Source organism: Halomonas sp. SL1, assembly GCF_003030865.2.
Classification (GTDB): Bacteria; Pseudomonadota; Gammaproteobacteria; order Pseudomonadales; family Halomonadaceae; genus Halomonas; species Halomonas halophila.
The window spans coordinates 1-18,083 of sequence record NZ_PYUQ02000005.1 but is presented as its reverse complement, the minus strand read 5'-3'; the positions used below and the strand labels follow the sequence as shown (position 1 = coordinate 18,083).

The window sequence follows — 18,083 nt, the reverse complement described above, 5'->3', positions numbered from 1 at the left end:
TACGCACCACAGTCACCAAGGAGCTCAGGCAAGCAATGTTGTTGTCATTGTGGACGTTCCTGAAAGTGACCGTCTCGTATTCAAAACAATAATCCAACCACGACGGCATGTGATTGCCTCCCCCCGACGTCTTGTTGTTGTTGACGGGGGTGCACCTCTGACGGCCCTTGTTGTTGTTGGCGGCCGGGTCGGGTGCGTCGCGTCCTGATTCCGGACTTCGAGCGTCTTGTTGTTGTTGCCTCGAAGGACTCGCGCCCGCTGCCGCTGTTGTGCTTGTTGTCGGCAATGGCGCTCGTGTGTCTTCCGGCCCGTGGTCTTGTTGTTGTTGGACGGGCCTGTCACCGCGCGCGGGCCTTGTTGTTGTTATTGGCCGCGGGTGGCATCCGGCATTGTTTTTCTTGTCCTGTATGTAGCAGGCGGTGTGCCACAATCCATTAAGCTCATTTAAATCAATAAGATATGTTATACACCGTCGAGTGCTCTCGGCGTGAGGCGGGAAAGTGTTACCCAGGGTGCGCGCTTATGGGGCAAAGGCTGTGTGGGAAGGTAACAAATGGTGCGTGTGCGCCGTCGAACGCCTCAAAAACGACGCCCGCGGGGTCGGCCGCGGGCGCTAGTGCTTTGGTCGTAGTGGCGGGCGGCGTCCGGTGCCCGTCGCCTCAGCCGGTGCTGCGGCGAGGGCCCTTCTTGCGCGGGATGCCGAGGCGCTGACGGCGCTCCCACAGGCACTTGCGGCTGATGCCGAGCTTCTGGGCCAGCTCGGTCTCGCTCATCTGGTCCTGGTGCTCGAGCACGAAGTGCTGGAAGTAGTCCTCGAGGGACAGGTCCTCTTCCTCCTCGTCCGGTCGTTCGCCGCCGCCGGACGCGGGCGGCTCGTCGTCGGGAACGGGCGGCGCCGGCGGGGCCGCACCGGCATGGGGCGGGGGGCCGATCCCCAGATCGTCGGGGTGTATCAGGTGGCCCTCGGCGAGGATCACGCCGCGTTCCAGGGCGTTCTCCAGCTCGCGCACGTTACCGGGCCAGGGGCAGTCGCGGATCACCCGTCGGGCGGCCCGCGACAGCTTGAGCCCCTCGCGTTCGTGGCGCCGGCAGGCCTTCTCCAGCAGCACGTCGGCGATTTCCAGGATGTCGTCCTCGCGGTCGCGCAGCGGCGGCAGGTCGATCTGCATCACGTTGAGGCGGTAGTAGAGGTCCAGGCGGAAGCCGCCGGTGCGTGACAGGGCGTGCAGGTCGCGATGGGTGGCGGCGATCAGGCGCACGTCGACGTGGCGGGTCTCCACCGAGCCGATCTTGCGGATCTCGCCCTCCTGCAGCACGCGCAGCAGGCGGGCCTGGGCATCCAGCGGCAGCTCGCCGATCTCGTCGAGGAACAGGGTGCCACCGTCGGCGGCCTCGACCAGGCCGGTGCGGGCGGCGCTGGCGCCGGTGAAGGCGCCCTTCTCGTGGCCGAACAGCTCGGACTCGATCAGCGTCTCGGGAATGGCCGCGCAGTTGACGCACACCAGTGGGGCGGCGGCGCGCCGGCTCTGCTGGTGCAGGGCGCGGGCCACCAGCTCCTTGCCGGTGCCGGACTCGCCCTGGATCAGCACGGTGACGTCGGCCGGCGCGGTCTTGCGGATGCGGGTGTAGACCGCCTGCATGGCGGGGCAGTTGCCGATCATTGGCTGGCGTTCGCCGCCGGGGGCGGTGACGTCAGGCGGCTCGCCCTGCTGCAGGGCGCGCTGGTGGAGCACCCGGGCCACGGTCTCGAGCAGCTCGTCGTGATCGAAGGGCTTGGCCACGTAGTCCACGGCGCCGAGCTTCAGCGCCTCCACCGCCGAGCGCATGCTGGCGTAGCTGGTCATGATCAGCACCGGCACCGGGGCGACGCGGGCGACCAGCTCGGTGCCGGGATCCCCGGGCAGGCGCAGGTCGCTGATCACCAGGTCGAAGCCCTGGGGATCGAGGGCCAGCGCCTCGTCCACCGAGCCGGCCTCGCTGACGCGATGGTCATGGCGTTCCAGCAGGCGCTTCAGGGCGCTGCGGATGATGGCTTCGTCTTCAACGATCAGGATCCGGCTCATTGGTACTCTCAGCATCCTCTCGGTGGAGGGGCAGCCACAGCAGGATACGGGTGCCATGGGCCTGCCCGGCGGGCGGGGACTCGATGTCGATGTGGCCGCCGTGCTCGGCGACGATGCTGTAGACCAGCGGCAGGCCGAGTCCCGTGCCCTCGCCGGCGGGCTTGGTGGTGGTGAAGGGCTCGAAGAGATGATCGCGGACCCGGGCGTCGATGCCGTGGCCCTCGTCGGTGACCGTGACCCGAAGCCGTTTGCCGTCCGCCTCGCCGGCGGCGACCACTCGCCCGCCGGGCACGCTGGCGTCGCGGGCGTTGCCGAGCAGGTTGATCATCACCTGCTGCAGGCGCTGGGCGTCGCCGGACACCCGTGGGTTCGGCGGGCAGCGGTTCTCGAAGCGGATATCCTCCCCCGAGCGGGCGAGGTGGATCAAGTTCAGGGCCTCGTCGGTGACCTCGGCCATCGACACCGGCGCGAAGGCGGCGCCGGTGACGTGGCGCCCGCCGTGGGCGAAGCCCACCAGCGAGCCGACGATGCGCGAGACCCGGTCGGTGAGCTGCTGGATCTGGTCGGCAGTCTCCCGGAGCTCGGGGTCATCGGTGTCGTAGCGCAGATTCTGGGCCAGCGAGGAGATGCCGGTGATGGGATTGCCGATCTCGTGGGCCACGCCGGCCGCCAGCTGGCCGATGGAGGCCAGGCGAGCGGCGTGCACCAGCTCGTCCTCCAGCCATTTCATCTCGCTGTGGTCCTCCACCAGGATGACGTTGCCGCCGTGGGCGTCGCGCTCGTCCTGATGTTCGGCCCGGTGCAGGCTCAGGAAGCGCTGGCCGTTCGCCAGCGTCACCGGCTGCTTGTAGAGCTGGCTGGCCGGTTCGGCGAGGATGCGGCCCAGCAGCTCGTCCCAGGGTGGCGGCAGGGTATCGCGGTGGGCGCCGATCACCGACTCGCCGGGGATGCCGGAGAGCTCGGCGAGGGCGTCGTTCCACATCAGCAGCTCGCCGTCCTCGCCGAAGGCGCACAGCCCCACCGGCAGCCGCGTCAGAGTGCGGCGATGATAGCGGCGCAGGCCGTCGATCTCACGGGCCAGGCCGTTGAGCCGCGGACGATAGTCCTCCAGCCGGTTCTCGACGAAGTGGATGTCCTCGGTGGGGCCGGGACCGTCCTGGCGATAGGGCAGGAAGCGGTCGACGATGTCCTGGGCCACCGAGGGGCCCATCAGCCCGGAGAGGTTGGCCTGGATGCGGTCGCGCAGCCGGCGCAGGGCATAGGGGCGGCCATCGAGAGGCGACATCTGCAGCGCCGCCAGGGCGCGCTCCACCTCGCGCTCGGCGACCTCCTGACCCAGCGCCCGGGACAGGTGGCGCTTGATCTCCAGGCCGTTGGCGGCCACCAGCGGCAGACGCATGGGGCGCACCACGGCGTCCACCGAGCAGGCCTCGGCGGCGGCCCGCTCGCCGGCCGAGGTGCGGGTGGCCAGCGAGACGAGGATGAAGGCGAGCACGTTGGCGGCCAGCGAGACCAGCGTGACGAGATACCAGTCGGGCTCGTCGGCCAGCGTCTCCAGTCCCGGGGGGATCGGAGGGAGCCAGGGCGCGCCGCCGAGCAGCGACGGCCAGAGGCCGGCCAGCCAGATGGCCACGCCCACCGCGAGGCCGGTGACCATGCCCTTGCGGTTGGCGCCGGGCCAGTAGAGCAGCGCCAGCATGCCCGGCAGGCACTGGGCCATGCCGACGAACGAGGCGATCGCCAGGGTCGACAGGTCGTGGTGCACGCCCACGGTGCGATAGAACAGCCAGCCGCCAACGATCACCGCGCCGATCAGGGCGCGCCGCAGCCAGCGCAGCCAGCGGTAGAGGTCGGGCTGGGCGATGGGCGGGTGGGCCACCAGCACCAGGTGGTTGAGGATCATCCCCGACAGCGCCAGGGAGATGATGATCATGGTGCCGCTGGCCGCGGCCAGGCCGGCGAGGAAGGCCAGGGCGCCGACCCACCACGAGGACGACAGGGCGAAGGCCAGGTAGGCGCTGCCGGTGGTCGCGGGGTCGACCCCGAGACGCTGGGCTCCCCACAGGATCAGCGGCACCGGCAGGGCCATCAGCAGCAGGAACAGCGGCACCACCCAGCCGGCGCGCAGCAGGGTGCGGCGCTCCAGCGGCTCGGCGAAGGTGATGTGAAACATGTGCGGCATCAGGAAGGCCGCGGCGAAGAACAGCATCAGCAGGGTGCGCCACTGGGCCGGGGGCAGCGACTGCGTCTCGGCCTGGGCGAGGTGGCCCGGACCGTCGAGCCAGGCCTGGAGGTCGCCGGGGCCGTCGAAGATCCCGAACAGCGCCACGGCGCCCAGCGCCAGCATGGCGCCTAGCTTGACCACCGACTCCAGGGCGATCGCCGCCAGCAGGCCGTCCTGGCGGGCATTGAGGTGGGTATGCCGGGCGCCGAACAGGATCGCGAACAGCGCGATCAGGGCGCTGAAGCCCAGCGCCAGCCACTCCCGCGAGCCGCCGCCGGTCAGCAGACGGATGGCGTTGGCCATGGTCTGCACCTGCAGCGCCAGCAGCGGCAGCACCGCCAGCAGGCTGACCAGGGTGACCAGCGTGCCCACCCAGCGTGAGCGGAAGCGGAAGGCGAACAGGTCGGCCAGCGAGGCCAGCTGGTAGGTGTGGGCCATGCGCTGGATCGGCACCAGCAGCATCGGCGCCAGCAGGAAGGCACCGGCCGCCCCCAGGTAGTAGGCCAGGTAGCCGTAGCCGCTGCGGTCGGCCTGCTCGAGGGTGCCGTGGATGGCCCAGGCGCTGGCGTAGACGCCCAGCGCCAGGGTGTGGGTCGCGGGATGGCGGGCGAGGCGGTTCGCCGCCCCGCCCCGTTCCACCGCCAGGGCGCACAGGGCGAGCAGCAGCAGGTAGCCCACGCCCAGGGCGAGCAGGCCGGCGAGGTTCATTCGAGGTCCCCCTGGCGTCGCTCGTCGAGGTGGCGCTTGCGCTCCAGCCACACGGTCAGGGCGATCAGTCCGCCCCAGATCAGGAAGGGCCGATACCAGGCGGCGCCGGGGCTGCCCCAGCCGCTCATCAGCAGCGGCGAGAACAGGTAGCCGGCGAAGACCAGGAACAGCACGATGCGGTAGACGTACATGCGCTCTCCTCAGTCGGCGGCGGTCAGGTGCCGCTCGGGATCGGCGCGCAGCCGCCATGGTGCCCAGCGGGCGATGGCGTGTTCGAGCTGCTCGGCCACCGGGGCCTCGGCCAGCGCGGCCGGCGGTGCCTGGTCGAGCAGCGTCAGGGCCCGATGCAGCAGCGGCCGGGCCTCGGGCTCGGCCTCCGGCAGCGCCGGGGCCAGGTTCTGCTTGGAGAGCTTCTGGCCGTCGTCGCCCATCACCAGCGGCAGGTGCAGGTAGCGCGGCTCGGGCAGGCCCAGGGCGTGCTGCAGCTGGCGCTGCCAGGGGGTGTTGTCGAGCAGGTCGGCGCCGCGCACCACCTCGTTGATGCCCTGGTCGGCGTCGTCGACCACCACGGCCAGCTGGTAGGCCCAGAGGCCGTCCTTGCGCTTGAGCACCACGTCGCCGAGCTCGGCCGGATCGAAGGCCTGCGGGCCGAACAGGCGATCCTGCCAGCGCACGGGGCGCAGGCCGAGGTCGCTACGCAGCCGCCAGGCCTGAGGCTGCTGCGGTTCGCACACGCCGTCGCGACACCAGCCGGGGTAGATCGCGTGATCGCGCCACTGCTTGCGCGAGCAGCTGCAGGGATAGGCCAGGCCCCGGGCCTCGAGGCGAGCCAGGGCGGCGGCGTAGGCGTCGTCACGCTCGCTCTGCCAGGCGACCGGGCCGTCCCAGTGCAGGCCGAAGGCCTCGAGCTGGCGCAGGATGGCATCAGCGGCGCCGGGCGGGCAGCGTGGCGGGTCGACGTCCTCGATGCGCAGTCCCCAGTGGCCCCGCGCGTGGCGGGCGTCGAGGAAGCTGGCGAGGGCGGCGACCAGTGAGCCGAAGTGCAAGGGACCCGAGGGGGTCGGCGCGAAGCGGCCACGATAGGCACTCATGGGCAGCTCCGGAGCGGGAGAGACAGGGCTGAAGCGACGGTGCGGACGGGCGCCGGCGGCGCCCGTCGCGGAACCGGTGGCGGCCGGCCATCAGCCGCCCAGCTGCTTCTCCTTGAGCTCGGCGAGGGTCTTGCAGTCGACGCACAGGGTCGCGGTGGGACGCGCCTCGAGGCGGCGGATGCCGATCTCGACGCCGCAGGCCTCGCAGAAGCCGTAGTCGTCCTCGTCGATCTTCTCGATGGTCTCGTTGATCTTCTTGAGCAGCTTGCGCTCGCGGTCGCGGGTGCGGAGCTCGAGGCTGAAGCCTTCCTCCTGGGTAGCGCGATCCGCGGGGTCGGCGTAGTTGTTCGCCTCTTCCTGGAGATGGCGCACCGTGCGATCCACTTCTTCCATGAGCTCCTGTTTCCAGCCCAGCAGGATCTGGCGGAAGTGCTCGAGCTGCTTCTCGTTCATGTACTCTTCACCCGGTGCCGGCTCGTACGGGGTGAATTTCTTGGGCGCTTCCATCTTCTTTTCTGCTACTGGCATGGGACTGCCTCGTTACTTGTGTGACTGCTGATCAATACCCGATGAACTGCTCAAGGTATCTCACGCCAAAGGGATGCTTGTTTAGCGAAAAAACGCGGCCTTTGCAATCCCCCCGACGCGCCGGACTGCGCCAGCGCAACAAAAGTCGTAACATGCGAGCTTTGACCGTGAGCGGCCGAAAAGATGCCGGTCACGACTCGCCGTGCAAGGAGAAGCCCATGTCCTGGAGCTCGCGACTCGACGCCGTTGCTCCCTTCCGCGTGATGCGCCTGCTGGAGGCCGCCCAGGCCCGCGAAGCCGCCGGCCACGACGTCATCCATCTGGAGGTGGGCGAGCCGGACTTCCCCACTCCCGAACCGGTGCAGGCCGCGGGCCAGCGGGCCCTGGCCGAGGGGCAGACCCGCTACACGCCGGCGGCGGGGCTGCCGGCGCTGCGCGAGGCGATCGCCGGGCACTACGCGCGCCATTTCGGCGCCGAGGTCGATCCGTCCCGCATCATCGTCACTCCGGGCGCCTCCGGCGCGCTGCTGCTGGCCAGCCAGCTGCTGGTCGAGGGCGGAGATCGGGTGCTGATGGCCGATCCCACCTATCCCTGCAATCGCCACTTCATGGCACTGGCCGGCGCCGAGGTCGAGGCGGTGCCGGTGGGGCCGGCGAGCGGCTGGCAGCTCGACGCCGCGACCGTCGCCCGCCACTGGCGCGACGACACCCGGCTGGCGATGCTGGCCACGCCGTCGAACCCCACCGGGCACATGCTCGATGCCTCGGCCTTGGGCGCCGTGGCCGACACCGTCGCCGCGCGCGGCGGCCATCTGCTGGTCGACGAGATCTATCAGGGGTTGTGCTACGACCTGGCGCCGCTCTCCGCCGCCTCGGTGGCGCCGCAGGCCTTCGTGGTCAACAGCTTCTCCAAGTACTTCGGCATGACCGGCTGGCGCCTGGGCTGGCTGGTGGCGCCGGAGGCGGCGGTCGAGCCGCTGACCCGGCTGGCACAGAACGTCTTCCTGTCGGCACCGACGCCGGCCCAGCACGCCGCCCTGGCGGCCTTCGAGCCCGAGTGTCGGGACATCCTCGAGGCGCGCCGCCGGGAGCTGGCGCAGCGCCGCGACGCCCTGCTGGCGGGGCTGGAGCGACTGGGGCTGGCGCCCGATCAGCCGCCCCAGGGCGCCTTCTACCTGTGGCTCGACGTGTCCCGCTACACCCGCGACAGCGAGGCCTTCTGCCGGCGCCTGCTCGAGGAGGAGAACGTGGCCATCACCCCGGGCACCGACTTCGCCCTCGAGGGCGGCGAATACCATGTGCGCATCGCCTTCACCACCGGCGTCGAGCGGCTGGAAGAGGCCGTGACGCGGCTGGGGCGGTTCCTGAGTCGCCAGGAGGGCGCCTGATGGACTATGCCGCGCCGCTGGTGGCGGGCGTGCTGCTGCGCCGCTACAAGCGCTTCCTGGCCGACGTGCGCCTGGCCGACGGCCGCGAGGTCGTCGCCCACTGCCCCAACACCGGCTCGATGCGCGCGGTCAACGTGCCGGGCTGCCGGGTGTGGCTGTCGCCAAGCGCCGATCCGCGGCGCAAGCTGGCCTGGACCTGGGAGCTTATCGAGCTGCCTCGGCCCGAGGGCGGCGTCGACCTGGCCTCGGTGCATACCGGGCGGGCCAACCGCATCGTCGAGGAGGCGCTGGTGGCGGGCACGGTCGAGGCGCTGGCCGGGGCCGGTACGCTGAAGCGTGAGGCCAGGGTGGAGGGCGCGAGGCTGGATTTCCGGCTGGATGGCGATGCCGGCGCGACCACCTATGTCGAGGTCAAGCAGGTGACCCTGCGCGAGGACGACGGCCACGGCTACTTTCCCGATGCGGTCAGCGAGCGTGGGCGCAAGCACCTCGAGACCCTGGCCGCGCTCGCCGCCGAGGGCCATCGTGCGGTGCTGCTGTTCTGCGTCGCCCATGAGGGCATCCGCTCGGTGGCGCCGGCCGGCCACCTGGATCCGGCCTATGCCGAGGCGCTGCGTCGGGTGGCCGGCGAGGGCGTGGAGGTGCTGGCGCGGGCCTGCCGCTTCATGCGGGAAGACGGGCGGCCGGTGGCCGTGAGCCTGGGCGAGGCGCTGCCGGTCGAGCTCGAGCGCCGCTATCGCTGACGGGCACGAACCGGACGGGGCGGCGCCCCGTCCGCTCAGCGCCGGGTGACGCGAAAGATCGCGATCTCGCCGAACAGGTTGGGCCAGCGCCGCGAGGCCCAGTTGCCGCCACGGCTGCCGACGCCCACCGCCCGGTCGACGATCGACAGCCCCTTGTCGCGACACAGCTGCTCGAAGTCGTTGAAGGTCGAGAGGTGGATGTTGGGGGTGTCGTACCAGGCGTGGGGCAGCGACTTGGAGACCGGCATGTAGCCGCGCAGGCCCAGATAGGCGCGGTGACGCCAGTAGGCGAAGTTGGGGAAGGTGATGATGCACTCGTCGGCCACGCGCAGCATCTCGTCGAGCATGCGGTCCGGGCGGCGCAGCGCCTGGAGGGCCTGGGTCATCACCACCAGGTCGCAGGCGTCGTCCTCGAAGTTGGAGAGCCCCTCGTCGAGGTTCTGCTCGATGACGTTGACGCCCCGGGCCAGGCAGGCGGTGATGCCGTCCGGGTCGATTTCCAGGCCGTAGCCGGTGACGTTCTTGCTCTCGGCCAGGGCCGCCAGCAGGGTGCCGTCGCCGCAGCCCAGGTCGAGCACCCGGGCGCCGTGCGGCACCCAGTCGTGGATACGTTGCAGGTCGGCGCGCATCATGAGCGTTCCTCCAGTCCCTGGTCGCGGGCCACGCGTTGCATGAAGGCGGCGAACACCGCCAGGTAGCGGGGCTCGGGCAGCAGGAAGGCGTCGTGGCCGTGGGGCGAGTCGATGTTGGCGTAGCTGACCGCCTTGCCGGCGCGTATCAGGGCGTTGGCCAGTTCCTTCGAGCGCGACGGCGGGAAGCGCCAGTCGCTGGTGAAGCTGACCACCAGGAAGGGGCAGGCGGCCGGGGCCAGCGCCGCCGCCAGGTCGCCGCCGTGGGCTGCCGCCGGGTCGAAGTAGTCCAGCGCCTTGGTCATCAGCAGGTAGGTGTTGGCATCGAACGAGGTCGAGAAGGTGTCGCCCTGATAGCGCAGGTAGGACTCCACCTGGAACTCCACGTCGTAGCCGAAGTTGAGGTCGTCGCTGCGCAGGTCGCGGCCGAACTTGCTGCCCATGGCGTCTTCGGACAGGTAGGTGATGTGGCCCACCATGCGGGCGAGCTTGAGCCCGCGGCGTGGCAGGGTGGCGTGTTCGGCGTAGTGGCCGTCGAAGAATTCGGGGTCGGAGCGGATCGCCTGGCGGGCCACCTCGTTGAAACCGATGTTCTGGGCCGACAGCTTGGGCGTGGCGGCGATCACCGCGGCGTGGGCGACGCGCTCCGGGTAGGTCAGGGCCCACTGCAGCGCCTGCATGCCGCCGAGGCTGCCGCCGACCACCGCGGCGAAGCGCTGGATGCCGAGCCGGTCGGCCAGGCGCGCCTGGCTGTGCACCCAGTCGATCACCGTCATCATCGGGAAGTCGGGGCCCCAGGCGGTGCCGGTCTCGGGGTTCTCGCTGGTCGGCCCGGTGCTGCCGTGGCAGCCGCCCAGGTTGTTCAGCGAGACCACGAAGAAGCGGTCGGTGTCGATCGACTTGCCGGGGCCGATATGGGCGTTCCACCAGCCGGGCTTGCGGTCGTCCGCCGAGTGGTAGCCGGCGGCATGGTGATGCCCCGACAGGGCGTGGCAGATCAGCACGGCGTTGGTGCCCTCGGCGTTGAGGGTGCCGTAGGTCTCGTAGACGAGGTCGTAGGCCGGCAGCGTTCTGCCGCAGGCCAGCTCCAGGGGGTCGTCGAAGTGCGCCGTCTGCGGCGTCACCAGGCCGACCGAATCGCGTGGCTGCTCGGTCATCTGTCAGGCGTGTCCAGTCGTTTTTCGTTGGTATTCGGGGCGTGACGGGGGGCTCGGCTCGATCCGCGCCGGGGATGAGCCGGCGCGAGGGGGCTTGGCCATGGATGGGGTCAAGGCGCCCTCGCGACGGCTTGTCGCCGGAAACGCTCATCGCGAATCCCTGATCGTCGGCGACGTGCCTTCTAGAGCCCCACCAGCACGCCGACGACGCCGGCGGCGCGGATCAGCGAGCCCACCACGATGCCGTCGAGCAGGCTGATGGCGATGAACACCACGATCGGCGAGAGGTCGAGCATGCCCAGCGGCGGGATCACCCGGCGCACCGGTGCCATGATCGGCTCCACCAGCTGCATGACCAGGATCGCCGCCGGGTGGCTGGCGCGGGGCGACACCCAGCTGAGGATGATCATCACGATCAGCGCGAAGAAGTAGATCTTGAGAATGGCATTGGCCAGCGCCGCCACCGCGCCGATCGCCAGGCTACCGATCGGTGCCATGCCGTAGCCGGCGATCTGCAGGATGGCCACGATGGCGATCAGCTTGACCACCAGGCCGGCCGCCAGGGTGGCCAGGTCGAAGCGGTTCATCACCGGCCCCAGGAAACTCTGGAAGGGGCGTACCACCGGCTGGGTGATCTTCACCACCGACTGGCTGATCGGGTTGTAGTAGTCGGCCCGGGATGCCTGCAGCAGGAAGCGCAGCATCAGCAGGAACAGGTAGATATTGACGAGGGTGTTGACCAGCAGCAGGCCGGCGTTTCCCAGTTGACTGCCCATCGGGGCTCCTCCGTGTCTTGTGCGATCGGTCGCGGTGGCGCGGCGTTCAGTGCTTGCCGAGTTCGTCGGCCATTTCGCGGGCGCGGGCGGCGCAGGCATCCATGGCCTCGGCCACGATGCGGCGCATGCCGGCATCCTCGAGGTGCGAGATGGCGCGCTCGGTGGTGCCGCCGGGCGACATCACGTTGCGCTTGAGCTCGCCCGGGGTCTTGTCGCTGTCCATCGCCATGCGCGCCGCGCCGAAGGCGGTCTGCATGGCCAGCCGGCGGGCGGTGTCGGCGGGCAGGCCGAGGCTGACGCCGGCTTCTTCCATGGCCTCGAACATCAGGAAGAAGTAGGCCGGAGCGCTGCCGGAGACCGCGGTCACGGCTTCCAGCAGGCCTTCGTCGTCGACCCACTCGACCAGGCCCACGGCCTCGAGCAGTTCGGTGGCGAGGTCGCGCTGGGTGTCGCTGACCTTGGCGTTGGCATAGAGCCCGGCGGCGCCGGCGCCGACCAGCGAGGGCGTATTGGGCATGCAGCGCACCACGGCGAGTTCGCCCCCCAGCCAGGCCTCGAGGGTCTCGGCGGGCAGGCCGGCCGCCACCGAGACGATCAGCGGCTTGCGCGCCTGGATCGCGTCGCGCATCCCGGCGCAGACGTCCTGCATGATCTGCGGCTTGACCGCCAGCACCACCACGTCGGCCTCGGCCACGGCGGCGGCGTTGTCGGTGGCGGTGTGGATGCCGTATTTCTCGCGCATCGGCGCGAGCATCTCGTCGCTGGGCGAGGTGGCGGTGATGGCGTCGCGGAGATAGCCGCTGTCGATCATGCCGCCGATGATGGCGCCGGCCATGTTGCCGGCGCCGATGAAGGTGACTTGGCTTGCCATGCGTTCAATCCTGTGTGGGTCGACGAATGGGCCGTCGGCATGCCGGCGGCGTCGTGAGTGATCAGGCGGAGGTGTCGCGTGCCCCGAAGATGGCGGTGCCGAGCCGCACCTGGGTGGCGCCCTCGGCCACGGCGGCTTCCAGGTCGCCGCTCATGCCCATCGAGAGGGCGTCGAGCCGTGCCTCGGGAAAGCGCTCGCGGAGGTCCTCGAGCGCCTCGCGCAGGCGGGCGAAGGGGCGGCGCTGTGCGGCGGGATCGTCGGCCGGGGCCGGGATCGCCATCAGCCCGCGCAGCCGGAGGTTCGGCATGGCCAGCACGGCCTCGGCCAGTGCCGGGAGATCGGCGACGGAGACGCCGGACTTCGAGGGCTCGTCGCTGATGTTGACCTGCAGGCAGACGTTCAGCGGCGGCAGCGCCTCGGGGCGCTGGGCATCGAGGCGGCGAGCGATCTTCTCGCGTTCCAGGCTGTGCACCCATGCGAAGTGCTCGGCCACGTCGCGGGTCTTGTTCGATTGCAGCGGGCCGATGAAATGCCAGACGATATCGTCGAGATCCGCGAGCGCCTCCTGCTTCTCCAGCGCCTCCTGCAGGTAGTTCTCGCCGAAGTCGCGCTGGCCCAGCGCGTGCGCTTCGCGGATCATGGCAGCGGGTTTGGTCTTGCTCACGGCCAGCAGCGTCGCGCCGTCGGGCGCGCGGCCGGCATCGGCCAGTGCCGCGTCGAGGCGGTGGCGGGCGTTGGCCAGGGCGTCACGAAGTGCCAGGTTTGTCATGTCGCAAGCTTTACCATACTAAGAACACCTCTATCCCGGGAGCAGGGGAATCGCATGGATATTACCGAACTGCTGGCATTCTCGGCAAAGCAGAACGCCTCGGACCTTCACCTTTCGGCCGGCCTGCCGCCGATGATCCGGGTCGACGGCGACATTCGGCGGCTCAACGTGCCGGCCATGGACGATCGTGAGGTCCGCAAGCTGATCTACGATATCCTCACCGACCGTCAGCGGCGCGACTTCGAGGAGTACCTGGAAACCGACTTCTCCTTCGAGGTGCCGGGCGTCTCGCGCTTTCGCGTCAACGTCTTCAACCAGGCCCGCGGCGCCGGGGCGGTGTTCCGCACCATTCCCTCCGAGGTGCTGACCATGGAGGATCTGGGCATGGGCGAGACGTTCCGCCGCCTGGCCATGCTGCCGCGCGGCCTGGTGCTGGTGACCGGGCCTACCGGCTCGGGCAAGAGCACCACCCTGGCGGCGATGATCGACCACATCAACGACAACCGCTTCGAGCATATCCTGACCATCGAGGATCCGGTGGAATTCGTGCATCGCAGCAAGCGCTGCCTGATCAACCAGCGCGAGGTGCATCGCGACACCCAGGGCTTCGCCCCGGCGCTGCGCAGTGCGCTGCGCGAGGACCCGGACGTGATCCTGGTCGGCGAGATGCGTGATCTGGAGACCATCCGGCTGGCGCTGACCGCGGCCGAGACCGGCCATCTGGTGTTCGGCACCCTGCATACCACCTCGGCGGCCAAGACCATCGACCGGATCATCGATGTCTTCCCGGGGGACGAGAAGGCCATGGTGCGCTCGATGCTCTCCGAGTCGCTGCAGGCGGTGATCTCGCAGACCCTGCTCAAGCGCCAGGGCGGCGGCCGGGTGGCGGCCCACGAGATCCTGATCGCCACCTCGGCCGTGCGCAACCTGATCCGCGAGGACAAGGTGGCGCAGATCTACTCGGCGCTGCAGACCGGCGGCAACCTGGGCATGCAGACCCTGGATACGGCGCTGTCGCGGCTGGTGGCGGACAACGTGGTCGCCCGTGAGGAAGCCCAGACTAAGGCGCGAGCCACGCTCGCGCATCAATGAGGCGGTGAGGCAGGAGGAAAGCGTCAATGACCGCGAAGGAATGGCTGTATCAGCTGCTCGACATCATGATCGAGAAGGAAGCCTCGGACCTGCTGATCTCGGTGGGCGCGCCGCCGACGCTGAAGATGGCCGGTCAGCTGACGCCCATGGGCGAAGAAGGGCTGTCGGTGGCGCAGGTCGGCGAGCTGGTGGCGGCGGCAATGCCCGAGAATCACCGGGCGCGCTTCGACGATGAGCAGGAGGCCAATTTCGCGCTCAGCCTGTCGGGGCGGGGGCGCTTCCGCGTCAGTGCCTTCCGCCAGCGTAACCAGCCGGCCATGGTGCTCCGTCGCATCGCCTTCGAGATTCCCCATCTCGAGGAACTGTCGCTGCCGGAGGTGCTCGGCGAGCTGGCCAACATCAAGCGCGGGCTGGTGTTCGTGGTCGGCGGCACCGGCACCGGCAAGTCGACGACCCTGGCGTCGATGATCCAGCAGCGCAACGAGACCGCCGGCGGCCACATCATCAGCATCGAGGATCCGATCGAGTACGTGCACCCCCACCGCCGAGCGATCATCAACCAGCGCGAGGTCGGCATCGACACCGAGTCGTTCGAGGTGGCGCTGAAGAACACCCTGCGCCAGGCCCCGGACGTGATCCTGATCGGCGAGATCCGCACCCGGGAGACCATGGAGCATGCGCTGGCTTTCGCCGAGACCGGCCACCTGTGCCTGGCGACCCTGCATGCCAACAACGCCAACCAGGCGCTGGAACGCATCATCCACTTCTTCCCCCACGAGCGGCACGACCAGGTCTGGCTCGACCTGTCGCTCAACCTGCAGGCCATCGTCGCCCAGCAGCTGCTGCCGACCCAGGCCGGTGGCCGTTGCCCGGCCATCGAGGTCCTGCTGAAGTCGCCGCTGATCGCCGACCTGATCCGCAAGGGGGAGGTGGCGGACGTCAAGAACGTCATGGCCCGCTCCCGGGACATGGGCATGCAGACCTTCGACCAGGCGCTCTATGACCTCTACAAGAAGGGGGCGATCAGCGAAGAGGTCGCGCTGGTGCATGCCGACTCGGCCAACGATCTGCGCATGATGATCAAGTACGGCGACGAGCAGGGGGTGGGGCTGGCGCAGGCCAAGGAGGCGGCCAGTCATCTGTCCCTGCGCGGCGAGGACGACTATTAGGGCCTATTCGAAAAGTGACTGCGCTCGGCTATACGGCGTTAAAAATCGGCTCAAGGTCCTCATTTACGGCTCGTAAACTCCGGCCTTTCGCCGATTTTTGCCTGGTCTAGCCTTCGCTCGTCGACTTTTCAGGTGTTGCCAGTATCTGTCGTCGTCGGTGCCGGTGCGGGATGTATGAGTCAGGGCGTGAAGAGTCCGCCCAGCACTCGCGGGCCGGCGGCGCCGGTGACCGAGGGCAGGTTGCCGGGTTGGCCCTCGAGGCGGCACCAGGCCAGCCAGGCGAAGGCCGAGGCCTCGAGCCAGTCGGGCGACCAGCCGAAGGCCTCGGCGGTTTCCAGTCGCGTGTCGGGCATTCGGCGTGCCAGGCGGGCCAGCAGATTGGCGTTGTGGGCGCCGCCGCCGCAGGGAATCAGGCATTCGGCGGGCGGGGCGTCGTAGACGTCGCGGGCCATTTCCACGGCCAGCGCCACGCTGGCGGCGGTCAGCTCGGCGAGGGTGGCCTGAACGTCCTCCGGGCGCTCGCGGCCGTCGAGATGTGAGGCCAGCCAGTCGAGATGGAAGATCTCGCGCCCGGTACTGCGCGGTGGCGGGCGATGGAAGAAGGGCTCGGCAAGCAGCCGCTCCAGCAGGGCTTCATCGACGCGGCCCGAGGCCGCCCAGGCGCCGTCGGCATCGAAGCTTCCGCGGCGATGGCGAGCGTGCCAGGCGTCCAGCAGGGCGTTGGCCGGACCGCTGTCGAAGCCCAGGGGTGGGCGGTCGTCCTCCCGCGGCGGCAGCAGGGTCAGGTTGGCGAAGCCGCCCAGGTTCAGCACCAGGCGCCACTGGCCCGGGGCGCGGAACAGCGCCTGATGAAAGGCGGGCGCCAGGGGCGCGGCCTGGCCGCCGGCGGCCAGGTCGCGACGACGGAAGTCGGCGACCACCGGGCAGCCGGTGAGCTCGGCCAGCAGGCTGGGGTTGTCGAGCTGCAGGGTATAGGGCGGCCCTCCGTCGTGGCCCCAGGGGGCGTGCTCGATGGTCTGGCCATGGCTGCCGACGGCGGCGATGTCGGCGGGAGCGAGCCCGGCATCCGCCAGCAGTCCGGTGACGGCTCGGGCCTGGGCCTCGCAGAAGCCTTGCTCGGCCGCGGCCAGTTCGGCGAAGCCGGCGCCGTCGGCGTGGCACAGCGTCCACAGGCGCTCGCGGAGCGTCGGCGGCATCGGCTCGCCGTGGGTGGCGATCAGGCGCGGGGGCTGTGTCGCCGAGCAGTCGACCAGGGCGGCGTCGATGCCGTCGAGACTGGTGCCGGACATCAGGCCGATGAAGTAGGGCATAAGGGCTCTCGCTGGGGCTCAACCGTCGATGGCTGGCATGGTAACATCCTCGCCCATTGCCAATGTCCTGCGTCGCCCGAACGGGCCGCCCTGCCGAGTGGAGAGGAGAGCATGACCGATGTCGCCGACGCGCTAGCGTTGCTCAAGCGTGGTACCCACGAGATCCTGCTGGAAGACGAGCTGGAGAAGAAGCTGGCCTCCGGCCGCCCGCTGCGCATCAAGGCGGGCTTCGATCCCACCGCACCGGACCTGCATCTGGGGCACAGCGTGCTGCTGACCAAGATGCGCCAGTTCCAGGATCTCGGTCATACGGTCATCTTCCTGATCGGGGACTTCACCGGCCGCATCGGTGACCCCACCGGCAAGAACGTCACCCGCAAGCCGCTCACCGAGGAAGAGGTCAAGGCCAACGCCGAGACCTACAAGGCCCAGGTGTTCAAGATCCTCGATCCCGAGAAGACCGAGGTGCGCTTCAACGCCGAGTGGTTCTCCGCCATGAGCGCGGCCGACATGATCTCGCTGGCGGGGCAGAGCACCGTGGCGCGCATGCTCGAGCGCGACGACTTCGAGAAGCGCTACAAGTCCGGCCAGTCGATCTCCATTCACGAGTTCCTGTATCCGCTGGTGCAGGGCTACGACTCCGTGGCTCTGGAGGCGGATGTCGAGCTGGGTGGCACCGACCAGAAGTTCAACCTGCTGATGGGCCGCGAGCTGCAGAAGCACTACGGCCAGTCTTCCCAGGTCGTCATCACGATGCCGCTGCTCGAGGGCCTGGACGGCGTACAGAAGATGTCCAAGTCGCTGGGCAACTATGTGGGCGTCGACGATACGCCGGGCACCATGTTCAACAAGCTGGTATCGATGCCCGACAGCCTCATGTGGCGCTACTTCGAGCTGCTCTCGCTGAAGAGCAACGAGGAGCTTGAGGCGCTCAAGCGCGATGTCGAGGGCGGTGCCAACCCGCGCGACGTGAAGATGGAGCTGGCCCGCGAGCTGATCGCCCGCTATCACGGCGATGAGGCCGCCGCCAATGCCCACCGCAGCGCCGGCAACCAGCTGGCCGACGGCGAGCTGCCGGAAGACCTGCCGGAAGTGGAGGTCGATTTCGAGGGCAGCGAGCAGGCGCCTATTGCCGCACTGCTCAATCGCGCCGGACTGACCAAGAACAGCGCCCAGGCCAAGGACATGCTCAAGAACGGCCGGGTCAAGGTCGACGGCGAGGTCGTGGAGCCGAGCGCCATGCTGGATACCGGCAAGAGCTACGTGGTTCAGGCCGGGAAGAAGCGCTACGCGCGCGTCATCGTCGCCTGATGCGCTGACGAGTGCCGAGACGAACGCCCGCCTCGTGCGGGCGTTGTTGTCTCTGGGCGCCGGGCCTTAATTATCCACAGGCGGTCGAGTGGGCAGGCGGGTGTGGATGGCTTTCTGCGGGTGCCGGTGCAGGTGAATGTCACGCCTTGTTCATCCCCTCGTCACGATTCGGCAAATAGTCCTTGCGTCGCCCTCGGGAAATCCGTAGAGTACGCATCCGCTGCCGGCGACGGGCAACGTTGCAGGCGGTAATG

General features: G+C 69.3%; 16 protein-coding genes. 5 read left to right on the top strand and 11 right to left on the bottom strand.

What is annotated here, in order from left to right:
• Nucleotides 1–659: 659 nt before the first annotated feature.
• The 5 genes from C9J49_RS01935 to dksA all read right to left on the bottom strand — a co-directional run bounded on the left by C9J49_RS01935 (nucleotide 660) and on the right by dksA (nucleotide 6,614).
• Nucleotides 660–2,063: a sigma-54 dependent transcriptional regulator gene (locus C9J49_RS01935; protein ID WP_107180917.1), complete on the bottom strand. Its 1,404-nt coding sequence runs from the start codon at nucleotides 2,061–2,063 to the stop codon at nucleotides 660–662.
• On the bottom strand, nucleotides 2,041–4,995 hold the full coding sequence (locus tag C9J49_RS01930; protein ID WP_107180916.1) for an ATP-binding protein: 2,955 nt from the start codon (nucleotides 4,993–4,995) through the stop codon (nucleotides 2,041–2,043). The genes C9J49_RS01935 and C9J49_RS01930 overlap by 23 nt, the downstream gene beginning before the upstream one ends.
• The gene (locus C9J49_RS01925; protein ID WP_035593013.1) at nucleotides 4,992–5,186 is read right to left on the bottom strand and encodes a hypothetical protein; all 195 of its coding nucleotides are present in this window, start codon (nucleotides 5,184–5,186) and stop codon (nucleotides 4,992–4,994) included. The genes C9J49_RS01930 and C9J49_RS01925 overlap by 4 nt, the downstream gene beginning before the upstream one ends.
• Nucleotides 5,187–5,195: 9 nt before the next feature.
• Nucleotides 5,196–6,086: a tRNA glutamyl-Q(34) synthetase GluQRS gene (gluQRS, locus tag C9J49_RS01920; protein WP_046079373.1), complete on the bottom strand. Its 891-nt coding sequence runs from the start codon at nucleotides 6,084–6,086 to the stop codon at nucleotides 5,196–5,198.
• A 90-nt stretch (nucleotides 6,087–6,176) separates the two neighbouring features.
• Nucleotides 6,177–6,614, bottom strand: coding sequence for an RNA polymerase-binding protein DksA (gene dksA, locus C9J49_RS01915; RefSeq protein WP_035593017.1), 438 nt, complete (start codon nucleotides 6,612–6,614; stop codon nucleotides 6,177–6,179).
• Between the two features lie 218 nt (nucleotides 6,615–6,832).
• On the opposite strand from dksA, the gene C9J49_RS01910 reads away from it, so the two are divergent.
• Nucleotides 6,833–8,002 (top strand): pyridoxal phosphate-dependent aminotransferase, encoded by a 1,170-nt coding sequence (locus C9J49_RS01910; protein ID WP_046079374.1) that lies wholly within the window; start codon nucleotides 6,833–6,835, stop codon nucleotides 8,000–8,002.
• Nucleotides 8,002–8,745, top strand: a complete 744-nt coding sequence (sfsA, locus tag C9J49_RS01905) for a DNA/RNA nuclease SfsA (protein ID WP_107180915.1) — start codon at nucleotides 8,002–8,004, stop codon at nucleotides 8,743–8,745. Before C9J49_RS01910 ends, sfsA begins: the two co-directional genes overlap by 1 nt.
• Nucleotides 8,746–8,780: 35 nt before the next feature.
• Here the strand turns inward: sfsA and metW are convergent, their stop codons facing one another.
• The 5 genes from metW to C9J49_RS01880 all read right to left on the bottom strand — a co-directional run bounded on the left by metW (nucleotide 8,781) and on the right by C9J49_RS01880 (nucleotide 12,947).
• On the bottom strand, nucleotides 8,781–9,374 hold the full coding sequence (gene metW / locus C9J49_RS01900) for a methionine biosynthesis protein MetW (RefSeq protein WP_035593045.1): 594 nt from the start codon (nucleotides 9,372–9,374) through the stop codon (nucleotides 8,781–8,783).
• Nucleotides 9,374–10,531 carry a homoserine O-acetyltransferase gene (locus C9J49_RS01895; RefSeq protein ID WP_046079376.1) on the bottom strand — a complete coding sequence of 386 codons (1,158 nt, stop codon included), beginning with the start codon at nucleotides 10,529–10,531 and terminating at the stop codon, nucleotides 9,374–9,376. The genes metW and C9J49_RS01895 overlap by 1 nt, the downstream gene beginning before the upstream one ends.
• A gap of 182 nt (nucleotides 10,532–10,713) precedes the next feature.
• Nucleotides 10,714–11,307, bottom strand: a complete 594-nt coding sequence (locus C9J49_RS01890) for a YggT family protein (RefSeq protein ID WP_035593026.1) — start codon at nucleotides 11,305–11,307, stop codon at nucleotides 10,714–10,716.
• Between the two features lie 46 nt (nucleotides 11,308–11,353).
• Nucleotides 11,354–12,178: a pyrroline-5-carboxylate reductase gene (gene proC, locus C9J49_RS01885; protein ID WP_046079377.1), complete on the bottom strand. Its 825-nt coding sequence runs from the start codon at nucleotides 12,176–12,178 to the stop codon at nucleotides 11,354–11,356.
• Between the two features lie 61 nt (nucleotides 12,179–12,239).
• Complete coding sequence (locus C9J49_RS01880; RefSeq protein ID WP_107180914.1) at nucleotides 12,240–12,947, bottom strand: YggS family pyridoxal phosphate-dependent enzyme; 708 nt, start codon at nucleotides 12,945–12,947, stop codon at nucleotides 12,240–12,242.
• 54 nt (nucleotides 12,948–13,001) lie between these two features.
• Here C9J49_RS01880 and C9J49_RS01875 point away from each other — a divergent pair, with 54 nt between their 5' ends.
• Nucleotides 13,002–14,039, top strand: coding sequence for a type IV pilus twitching motility protein PilT (locus C9J49_RS01875; protein ID WP_107180913.1), 1,038 nt, complete (start codon nucleotides 13,002–13,004; stop codon nucleotides 14,037–14,039).
• A gap of 26 nt (nucleotides 14,040–14,065) precedes the next feature.
• On the top strand, nucleotides 14,066–15,208 hold the full coding sequence (locus tag C9J49_RS01870; protein WP_107180912.1) for a PilT/PilU family type 4a pilus ATPase: 1,143 nt from the start codon (nucleotides 14,066–14,068) through the stop codon (nucleotides 15,206–15,208).
• A gap of 179 nt (nucleotides 15,209–15,387) precedes the next feature.
• On the opposite strand, the gene C9J49_RS01865 is transcribed toward C9J49_RS01870, so the two are convergent.
• On the bottom strand, nucleotides 15,388–16,518 hold the full coding sequence (locus C9J49_RS01865) for an anhydro-N-acetylmuramic acid kinase (RefSeq protein ID WP_107180911.1): 1,131 nt from the start codon (nucleotides 16,516–16,518) through the stop codon (nucleotides 15,388–15,390).
• 111 nt (nucleotides 16,519–16,629) lie between these two features.
• Here C9J49_RS01865 and tyrS point away from each other — a divergent pair, with 111 nt between their 5' ends.
• Nucleotides 16,630–17,829, top strand: a complete 1,200-nt coding sequence (gene tyrS / locus C9J49_RS01860) for a tyrosine--tRNA ligase (RefSeq protein ID WP_046079382.1) — start codon at nucleotides 16,630–16,632, stop codon at nucleotides 17,827–17,829.
• Nucleotides 17,830–18,083 lie beyond the last annotated feature (254 nt).